The organism is Chloroflexaceae bacterium (genome assembly GCA_025057155.1).
Lineage (GTDB): Bacteria > Chloroflexota > Chloroflexia > Chloroflexales > Chloroflexaceae > JACAEO01.
Map to the genome: position 1 here is coordinate 1 of JANWYD010000132.1, position 588 is coordinate 588.

General features: G+C 61.7%; 2 tRNA genes. Both read left to right on the forward strand.

The features are described from left to right. Positions 1–151 precede the first annotated feature (151 nt). Positions 152–228 (forward strand) — tRNA-Ile (locus NZU74_20645). A gap of 13 nt (positions 229–241) precedes the next feature. After that, positions 242–317, forward strand: a tRNA-Ala gene (locus tag NZU74_20650). Positions 318–588 lie beyond the last annotated feature (271 nt).

Here is a 588-nt window from a genome sequence, read left to right on the forward strand (position 1 = left end):
ACCTCCTTTCTAGAGCATGCGCCTGACGCAGGCGTCCACACTTATCGGTTCGTTTCCCGCAGCGATGCAGCGAGGGGCGCGGTCACCGCGGAGCGCAGGTCGGGGCACGACGCCCGCGAGCTCCGGGCGCCGGGCTCGATGCCGGGCCTCCGGGTCTGTAGCTCAGCCGGTTAGAGCACCGTCTTGATAAGGCGGGGGTCGTTGGTTCGAATCCAACCAGACCCACCAGCGATTTTCCGCCGGGGGTGTAGCTCAGTTGGGAGAGCGCCTGCTTTGCAAGCAGGAGGTCATCGGTTCGATCCCGTTCACCTCCACCATTTAAACCGAGGGTAGGCCAGAGCGCGCGATCGCGCGCTGTCGCGTGCCCTGCGGGGCGCGGCTGTGTCGTTCTTTAACAATCTGGAAGAAGCAAGCGCATCGATGCCTTGATGAGGGGCGTCGATGCTGGGTTGTGATTGCATCAGTACTCTCAGCAACTTGAGAACGGCAACGCGGTCGCTCGATTTCGTCTGTCGCTCTGGCGGCAGGGTTATAGGATCAAGCGACTAAGTGCATGTGGTGGATGCCTTGGCGATCACAGGCGATGAA